Consider the following 9983-nt stretch of genomic DNA (forward strand, 5'->3'; position numbering starts at 1 on the left):
GATGAGGTGTTCGCTGAGGTGGCGCTTGGGGAGGAGCAGCGGGCGGAGGCGGGCCGTTTCGGTCTGCACCCGGCACTCCTCGACGCCGCCCTGCATATGGCCGGGGTGGGCCCGGACGATGAGGAGACGGGCCCCGCGCGTCTGCCGTTCGCCTGGACAGGCGTCTCCCTGTACGCCACGGGCGCGACAGCGCTGCGGGTGCGCCTGTCGCCGTCGGGCACCGAGGGGATCTCGGTGCTGGTGGCGGACTCCGACGGAGTGCCGGTGGCTTCGGTCGACTCTCTTGTGGGGCGACCGGTGGCGCCCGAGCAGCTCACCGCGTCCCCGCAGGTGGCCAGGGACTCGCTGTTCACCGTGGAATGGGATCGCGTGCCCACAGAGGGCATGCGGGGGACGGCATCTCAGGCTCAGTGGGCGATAGTCGGATCGGACGATCTCGGCCTCGCCGCCGCCTTGGAGGCGGCAGGGCAGGCCGTAGTGAGCAGCCCGGAGCTGGCCACCCTGGCTGGCTCCCCGGATGTCGTCCTCGTGACATGTGCGTCCGATTCGGATTCGAGTGCACAGGATCTTCCGTCCGCCACGCGCCACTTCGCGCACCGTGCTCTGGGTGTGGTGCAGGGGTGGTTGGGGGAGGAGCGGTTTGCCGGTTCGCGGTTGGTGGTGGTGACGCGGGGTGCGGTGGCGGCCGTGGCGGGTGAGGATGTGCCGGGTGTGGCGGCTGCCGCGGTGTGGGGTTTGGTGCGGTCGGCTCAGGCTGAGCATCCGGATCGGTTCGTTCTGGTGGATGTGGATGACGTGCCGGTGTCGGCCGGTGTGCTTCGGGCGGTGCTGTCGTGTGCGGAACCTCAGGTGGCGGTCCGTTCCGGGAAGGTCCTGGCGCCTCGGTTGTCGCGTGCCGTTGTTCCTGCGGTTTCTGCTGAGGGAGCTGGGTCGGGCTTTGGGTGGGCTGCCGAGGGCACGGTTCTGTTGACCGGTGCCACGGGAACGTTGGGTGGTTTGGTGGCGCGGCATTTGGTGGCTGAGCGTGGGGTGCGGCATCTGGTGCTGGTCTCTCGGCGGGGTCGGGAGGCGGCTGGTGTAGTGGAGTTGGAGGCCGAGCTGGCGGGGTTGGGTGCGTCGGTGACGGTGGTGGCCTGCGATGTCGCCGACCGTGAGGCGTTGGCGGGTGTGCTGGCGCGTATTCCGGTGGATCGTCCGTTGCGTGGTGTGGTGCATGCGGCCGGTGTGCTGGACGACGGTGTGGTGGAGTCGTTGACGCCGGAACGTATGGATGCGGTGCTGCGGCCGAAGGTCGATGCGGCGGTGTATCTGGATGAGTTGACGCGGGATCTGGGTCTGTCGGCGTTTGTGATGTTCTCGTCTGCTGCTGCGACTTTTGGTGCGGCGGGTCAGGGGAACTATGCGGCGGCGAATATGTTCCTGGATGCGTTGGCGGCGCGCCGCCGGGCGCGTGGACTTGCGGGGGTGTCGTTGGCCTGGGGCTTCTGGGCCGAACGCAGCGATATGACCGGCCACCTCGCCGACGCCGACGTCGCCCGGATGGAGCGCGGTGGCGTCATCCCGCTGTCGTCGGACGAAGGCCTTGCGCTCCTCGACGCGGCAAGCGCCATGGACCAGTCGCTGCTGGTTCCCGTGCGGATCGCCCCGGCGGCGCTTCGTGGTGGCGCCGGAGCCGTACCGCCGTTGCTCCGACGGCTGGTGCGTACCCCCTCGCGGAGAGCCCTTGCGGACGTCGCGCCGGGCATGGACACACCCCTGCACGGTGACCTCGTCCGGCTCGCGGGGCTTTCGGAGGCCGAGCGGGAGCAGACCCTGCTGGATCTCGTGCGTGGCGGGGTCGGCGCGGTGCTTGGCTACTCGGATGTGGAGCAGGTCGAGCCGGAGCGTGCGTTCAAGGAGCTCGGGTTCGACTCGCTGACGGCCGTCGAACTGCGCAACCGGCTGAACACGGCCACCGGGCTGCGCCTGCCCGCCACCCTGGTCTTCGACTACCCCTCGCCCCTGGCGCTCGCCCGCCACCTCCGTGATGAACTGCTGGGCAGGAGCGGCGAAGCGGCTGCCGACGCAGGACGTCGTGCGTCGGTGGCCGCCTCTCAGGACGAGCCGATCGCCATCGTGGGCATGAGCTGCCGCTTCCCCGGTGGGGTGAAATCCCCCGAGGACCTGTGGCGGCTACTGGCCCGCGGCGGAGACGCCATCGCCGCCTTTCCGGACGATCGTGGCTGGGACCTGGAAGGTCTGTATCACCCCGATCCCGATCACCGGGGCACGGCGTATGCGCGTGAGGGTGGTTTCCTGTACGACGCGGGTGATTTCGATCCGGAGTTCTTCGGGATTTCGCCGCGTGAGGCGTTGGCGATGGATCCGCAGCAGCGGCTGCTGCTGGAGGCATCGTGGGAGGCGCTGGAGCGGGCCGGTATCGACCCGGCGTCGGTGCGCGGCAGCCAGACGGGCGTCTTCGCCGGAATCATGCACCACGACTACGGCTCGGCCACGGTGCCGGAAGGAGTCGAGGGCTACATCGGCAACGGCACCGCCGGCAGCATCGCCTCGGGCCGCGTCTCCTACACCTTCGGGTTCGAAGGGCCCGCGGTGACGGTGGACACCGCCTGCTCGTCGTCGCTGGTGGCGCTGCATCTCGCGGCCCAGGCGCTGCGCCAGGGCGAGTGCTCGCTCGCGCTCGCGGGTGGCGTGACGGTGATGTCGACCCCCGCCCTGTTCGTGGAGTTCAGCCGTCAGCGGGGGCTGTCGGCCGACGGTCGCTGCAAGGCGTTCGCGGGGGCCGCCGACGGTACGGGGTTTTCCGAGGGCGTCGGCATGCTGCTGCTGGAACGGCTCTCGGACGCACGGCGCAACGGCCACCGCGTGCTTGCCGTCGTCCGCGGATCCGCGGTCAACCAGGACGGCGCGTCCAACGGACTGACGGCCCCCAACGGCCCGTCGCAGCAGCGGGTCATCCGGGCCGCGCTGGCGAGTGCTGGGCTGTCGGCCGCTGAGGTGGACGCGGTCGAGGCACACGGTACGGGCACGACGCTCGGCGATCCCATCGAGGCGCAGGCGTTGCTGGCGACGTACGGCCAGGAGCGGGCGGCCGGGGAGCGGCCGCTGTGGCTCGGTTCGATCAAGTCGAACATCGGTCATGCGCAGGCGGCGGCCGGTGTGGCGGGTGTGATGAAGATGGTGCTGTCGATGCGGCACGGCGTACTGCCGAGGACGCTGCACGTGGATGAGCCGTCGCCGCATGTGGACTGGTCCGAGGGCGCGGTGCGGTTGCTCATGGACGCCACGGAATGGCCGGATACGGGGCACCCGAGGCGTGCGGGTGTCTCCTCCTTCGGCGCCAGCGGGACCAATGCGCATGTGATCGTGGAGCAGGCCCCCGAGGAACGGAGTGTCGCCGAGCCGGTGACGGACGGACCCGCAGGTTCGGCACAGGTGCCGTGGGTGGTGTCGGCGAAATCCGAGGATGCGTTGCGGGCGCAGGTGGAGCGGTTGCTGTCGGCGGTGCGTGGAGAACTGGACGCCGAGGCATCGGTCGCGGATGTGGCCTCGTCGCTGGTGACCACGCGCTCGGTGTTCGAGCATCGGGCGGTGGTGCTGTCCGGTGACCGTCAGGGCTTCGCGGCCGGGCTGGATGCGCTGGTGGATGACGTACCGGCGGCTGGTGTGGTGCGGGGTTCGGCGGTGCCGGGGAAGCTGGCGGTGTTGTTCTCGGGTCAGGGGAGTCAGCGGGTCGGGATGGGTCGGGAGCTGTATGAGGCGTTCCCGGTCTTCGCGGACGTGTTTGACCAGGTGTGTGCCCTGTTCGATGGGGTGTTGGAGCGGCCACTGCGGGATGTGGTGTTCGGGGACGCGGCGGGGCTGGATGAGACCGCGTATACGCAGTGTGGGTTGTTTGCGGTGGAGGTGGCGCTGTTCCGGTTGGTGGAGTCGTGGGGTGTGCGACCCGACTTCGTAGCAGGGCATTCGATTGGTGAGCTGGTGGCGGCGCATGTGGCGGGGGTGTTGTCACTGGAGGACGCGTGTGCGTTGGTGGTGGCACGTGGGCGGTTGATGCAGGCGCTGCCGTCGGGTGGGGTGATGGTGTCGGTGCGGGCGGCTGAGGCCGACGTACTGCCGCTCCTGGCCGGTCGTGAGGCTGAGGTGAGTGTGGCGGCGGTCAACGGTCCGCTCTCGACCGTGATCTCCGGTGTGGAAGAGGCGGTGATGGAGGTTGCCGGGCAGTTTGCGGCTCAGGGCGTCAAGACCAAGCGGCTGCGGGTCTCCCACGCCTTCCACTCGCCCCTGATGGAGCCGATGCTGGCCGGGTTCCGGCAGGTGGCCGAGGGGTTGTCGTACGCGCCTCCGCGTATCTCCGTCGTGTCGAACGTGACGGGACTGGTGGCTGTCGTCGATGCGCTGTGCTCCGCCGAGTATTGGGTGCGGCACGTCCGTGAGACCGTGCGCTTCGCCGACGGCCTGGCGGCTCTCGCGGAGGCGGGTGTGACGACCTCACTGGAGCTGGGCCCGGACGGGGTGCTCTCCGGCATGGGACAGGAGTGCGCGCCGGACGTCGAGTTCGTCTCCGCCCTGCGCAGCGGCCGAGGCGAGAGCGCCACGCTCCAGGAGGCATTGGCTCGGATCTTCGTCCGTGGCGTCCCGGTGGACTGGGCGGCGTTGCTCGCGCCGACTCCCGTACACCACGTGGAGCTGCCGACTTACGCCTTCCAGCGGAAGCGGTACTGGCTCGAGGCCAGTGGGGCGGCGGGCAACGTGGCCTCGGCGGGACTGCGGTCCGAGGAACATCCCCTGCTCGGTGCCGCCGTGCGGCTGCCCGACTCCGACGGATGCCTGTTCACCGGCCGGCTGTCCGCGCGTACCCACGCCTGGCTGGCCGACCACGCCGTGCTGGGCTCGGTGGTGGTGCCGGGGACGGCCTTCGTGGATCTGGCGTTGCATGCCGGTGGCCGTTTCGGCTGTGACCAGGTGGACGACCTGGTGCTGGAGGCCCCGCTGGTCCTTCCCGAACGCGGTGCGATCCAGCTCCAGGTGATGGTGGCCGGAACCGATGACGACGGCCGCCGATCCGTCACCGTCTACTCCCGGCAGGAATCCGCTGATGAGGACGGACCCTGGACGCGCCACGCCACCGGCCTCCTGACCCAGGCCGAGGGGCCGGAAGCGGCGATCTCGGCCGAGCTGAGCGTGTGGCCGCCCAGGGATGCCGAGGCGATCGACATCAGCGGCATGTACGAGCGCTTCGCGCTTGGCGGGCTCGCGTACGGGCCCGCGTTCCAGGGCGTGCGGGCCGCTTGGCGGCGCGAAGGCGAGGCGTTCACCGAGGCGTCCACTGAAGCGTCCACTGAGGCGTTCACCGAGGTGTTCGCCGAGGTGGCACTGGCCGAGGAGCAGTGGCCGGACGCCGCGCGGTTCCGCGTGCACCCCGCGTTGCTCGACGCCGCTCTCCATATGGCGGGGCCCGGTGGCCTGGTGACCTCGGACGCGGAGCAGGTTCGCTTGCCGTTCGCCTGGAACGGGGTGTCGGCGCACGTCACCGGCGCGACCACGGTCCGCGTGCGACTGGCGGCGGCCGGGGCCGACGGTCTGTCGCTCGCCGTGGCCGATGAGACGGGCCGGTTGATGGCCTCGGTGGCGGAGTTGGTGACGCGCCCGGTTTCCGCCGAGCAGATCGACGCCGCGCGCGGCACCTCCCATGAGTCGCTGTACCGACTGCGGTGGAACGCCATCCCGCCCGCGGCCGACACGCCGATCACCGCACGCTGTGCGGTGATCGGTGAGGAGGACAGCGAGCTGGCCACGGTCCTGCGGTCGGCGGGCTGGCAGGTGCGAACGCACCCTGATCTGGAGGCCCTTGCCCGGTCCGGCGCCGAGGGCGAACCTCTGCCGGAGTGGGTGCTGGCCGCCGCGACCGGCACCGGTGGCGACACCCACCAGGGTCTGCGTGGTGTGTCGCATCAGGCGCTGGAGCGAATGCAAGAGTGGTTGGCCGAGGAGCGGTTCGCCGACTCCCGCCTGGTCATCACCACTCGCGGCGCCGTGGCCACCACCTCCTCCGAGGGCGTGGACGACCTGGCAGCGGCGGCGGTATGGGGTCTGGTGCGATCCGCGCAGGCCGAACACCCCGGCCGACTGCTCCTCCTCGATGTGGACGAACCCATGGAGCTCGGCTCCGTTCCGCTGGCCACGGCCCTCGCCTCGGGCGAGCCGCAGTTGGCCGTACGCGGAGGGCGCGTAGTGGCGGCGAGGCTGGTCCGAGCCGACGGAGAGGCGGAACAGGACGCTGCGGCGACATGGGATCCTGAGGGCACAGTCCTCATCACCGGGGCCAGCGGCACCCTGGGCGGTCTGCTGGCCCGGCACCTGGTGGCCGACCACGGTGTGCGGCATCTGGTGCTGCTCAGCCGCAGGGGATCGGCGGCCGAGGGCGCGCCAGAGCTGGCCGATGAGCTGGCCTCGGCCGGGGCGTCGGTGACCTGGGCGCCCTGCGATGTGGCCGACCGGGATGCCCTCGGCGCGGTGTTGTCGGACATCCCCGCCTCACATCCGCTCAAGGGCGTCGTCCACGCCGCCGCAGTGTTGGACGACGGCGTGATCGCGTCGTTGACTCCGGAGCGGCTGGACACCGTGCTGCGACCGAAGGCGGAGGCGGCACTCGCCCTGCATGAGCTGACGGCCGGACTCGACCTGTCGGCGTTCGTGGTCTTCTCCTCAGTGGCGGGCATGTTCGGGGCCGCCGGACAGGGCAACTACGCCGCCGCGAATGCCTTCCTCGACGCGTTGGTCTCACAGCGTCGGGCGCACGGCCTCCCCGGCCTGTCGCTGGCCTGGGGTCTGTGGGAAGAACGCAGCGGGATGACCGAGGGGTTGGCCGAGGTGGACAGGCGGCGGATGGACCAGGTCGGCATCTCGGCCCTGTCGTCGGCAGAGGGGCTCGCACTGTTCGACGCCGCCTGTGCGAGCGATGGCCCGGTCATCGCCGCCGCACGGCTGAACACGGCGGTTTGGAGGTCCGCCGCCCGGGACGGCCTCGCAGAAGTACCGCATTTGATGCGGGAGTTGGTACGGGTGCCCGCCCGCCGGGCGACGGCGGAATCCACCGGAGTGGCCGGGGCAGCCGGGGCGGCGGAGGCGTTGCGGGCGCGGCTGGCCGGAGCCTCGTATGCGGAAGGCGAACGCCTGGTGCTGGACACGGTACGGCGGAATGTCGCCGCGGTGCTGGGCCACGGCGGCCCCGAAACCGTGGAACCGGGCCGTGCGTTCAAGGACTTCGGCTTCGATTCGCTGACGGCGGTGGAATTGCGCAACCGGCTCGGCACGGTGACCGGACTGCGTCTGACCGCGACGCTGGTCTTCGACCACCCGACCCCCACCGCCCTGGCCCAGCACCTTCACCACGAGCTGACGCGGGACGCCGGATCCGCCGCCACCTCGGTGCCCGTATCCGTGGGCATCGATCAGCTCGAAGCCGGTCTGTCGGCGATGACCTGGGAGGAGATCGGCCGCACGGATGTGGTGTCACGCCTGCGGGAGCTCTTGGCAAAGTACGGCGACGCACAGGAAGTCCCGAGCAGCGGCGCTGCTCTCGTCGACCAACTCGAATCGGCGACGGATGGCGAACTCTTCAAGATGGTGGACGAGGATCTCGGAATTCTCTGAAGCAATCTGAAGCAATGCCCCTCCGCTATCTGCCGACAGCCTTGTGATTGGGAAAGCGCGATGAGCAACGAAGACAAACTCCGGGATTACCTCAAGCGAGTCATTGCCGAACTCCACCAGACGCGTCAGCGGCTCCAGGAAGCGGAGTCCGTGGACCACGAGCCGATCGCGATCGTGGCGATGAGCTGCCGCTACCCGGGCGGGCTGCGTTCGCCCGAGGAGCTGTGGCGGTCGGTGGCCGCCGGCGAGGACGCCATCTCGGGCTTCCCCCAGGACCGTGGCTGGGACGTCGAGGGGCTGTACGACCCCGACCCGGGTGCGGTCGGCAAGAGCTATGCGCGCGAGGGCGGCTTTCTGCACGGCGCCGGTGACTTCGACCCGGCGTTCTTCGGGATGTCCCCGCGCGAGGCGCTCGCGACCGACCCCCAGCAGCGACTGCTGCTGGAGACGGCTTGGGAGGCGTTCGAGCGGGCCGGTATCGACCCGGAGTCGGTGCGGGGCAGCAAGACCGGTGTCTTCACCGGTGTGATGTACCACGACTACGGCACCGGTCTGACCTCGCTGCCCGCAGGTGTGGAGGGCTACCTGGGCAACGGCACCGCGGGCAGCATCGCCTCCGGCCGGGTGGCCTACACCCTGGGCCTCGAAGGCCCGGCGGTCACCGTCGACACGGCGTGCTCGTCGTCCCTGGTGGCGCTGCACTGGGCCGGTCAGGCCCTTCGGCGCCAGGAGTGCACACTCGCCCTCGCGGGCGGCGTCACGGTGATGTCCACCCCCGGAACCTTCGTGGAGTTCAGCCGTCAGCGGGGTCTCGCCCCGGACGGCCGGTGCAAGGCGTTCGCGGCGGCCGCGGATGGCACGGGCTGGGGCGAGGGTGTGGGCATGCTGCTGTTGGAGCGGCTGTCGGACGCGCGCCGCAACGGCCACCCGGTACTGGCGGTGGTACGCGGCTCCGCCATCAACCAGGACGGTGCGAGCAACGGCCTTACCGCCCCCAACGGCCCGTCTCAGCAGCGAGTGATCCGCCAGGCCCTGGCCGACGCCAAACTCTCGGCCAAGCAGGTGGATGTCGTCGAGGCGCATGGCACGGGTACGACGCTGGGCGATCCGATCGAGGCGCAGGCGCTGTTGGCCACGTACGGGCAGGACCGGCCCCAGGCGCGGCCGCTGTGGCTCGGCTCCATCAAGTCCAACATCGGCCATACGCAGGCGGCGGCGGGCGTGGCCGGCGTCATCAAGATGGTGCAGGCGATGCGGCACGGGATGCTGCCGCAAACCCTGCATGTGGATGAGCCGTCTCCCCACGTGGACTGGTCGGCGGGCGGGGTGAGGCTGCTCACCGGGGCCACGCCGTGGCCGGAGGGCGATGAGCCCCGTCGGGCGGGTGTCTCGTCCTTCGGGATCAGCGGCACCAATGCGCACATCATCCTGGAGCAGGAGCCTCCGGCCGACCCGGAGGGCGAAGCACCGGAGGAGACAGGGCAACTGCCTTCCGGGCTCGTGCCGTGGCTGGTCTCGGGGAAGTCCGAGAGCGCGTTGCGTGCCCAGGCCGAAGGGCTGCTCTCCCACCTGGACGCGCGACCGGAGACGACCCTCATTGATATCGGGTTCTCTCTGGCATCGACGCGTAGTGCGTTTGAGCATCGTGCGGTGGTGTTGGGGTCCGATCGTGCGGTTTTGACTGAGGGCTTGAGCGCGGTGGCTGAGGGTGGCGGCGCTCCGGGGTTGGTACGGGGTGTGGTTGCTGGTGGTGATGGTCGTGCGGTGTTGGTGTTTCCGGGGCAGGGGTCGCAGTGGGTGGGGATGGCGGTGGGGTTGTTGGAGTCTTCGCCGGTGTTCGCGGAGCGGTTGGGTGAGTGTGCGGCGGCGTTGGGGCCGTTTGTGGAGTGGTCGTTGGTGGATGTGTTGGGTGATGGGGTGGCGTTGGGGCGGGTTGATGTGGTGCAGCCGGTGTTGTGGGCGGTGATGGTGTCGTTGGCTGAGTTGTGGTGTTCGTATGGGGTGGAGCCCGCGGCGGTCATCGGTCATTCGCAGGGTGAGATTGCGGCGGCGTGTGTGGTGGGTGCGTTGTCGTTGGAGGATGCGGCGCGGGTGGTGGCGTTGCGGAGTAAGGCGTTGCGGGCGTTGTCGGGGCTCGGTGGGATGGTGTCGGTGTCGTTGCCGGTGGACTCGGTGCGGGAGCGGCTGGGGGCGTGGGGTGAGCGGTTGTCGGTGGCGGCGGTGAATGGCCCGTCGGCGGTCGTGGTGTCGGGCGATGCGGATGCGTTGGATGAGCTGCTGGCCGTTTGCGAGGGCGAGGGGATTCGGGCGCGGCGTGTGCCGGTGGA

At 70.1% G+C, this 9983-nt stretch carries 2 protein-coding genes; both read left to right on the forward strand.

Features of this window, described 5'->3' with window-relative positions:
• The coding region (locus ACFXB5_RS50260) for an SDR family NAD(P)-dependent oxidoreductase (RefSeq protein WP_385221968.1) at window positions 1-7656 on the forward strand (7656 nt) is incomplete at its 5' end.
• A 60-nt stretch (window positions 7657-7716) separates the two neighbouring features.
• Window positions 7717-9983 (forward strand): type I polyketide synthase (locus ACFXB5_RS50265; RefSeq protein ID WP_385221970.1); only part of this gene is annotated, 2267 nt, incomplete at its 3' end.

It is taken from the genome of Streptomyces sp. NPDC059455 (assembly GCF_042750115.1).
GTDB classification, from domain to species: domain Bacteria; phylum Actinomycetota; class Actinomycetes; order Streptomycetales; family Streptomycetaceae; genus Streptomyces; species Streptomyces endocoffeicus.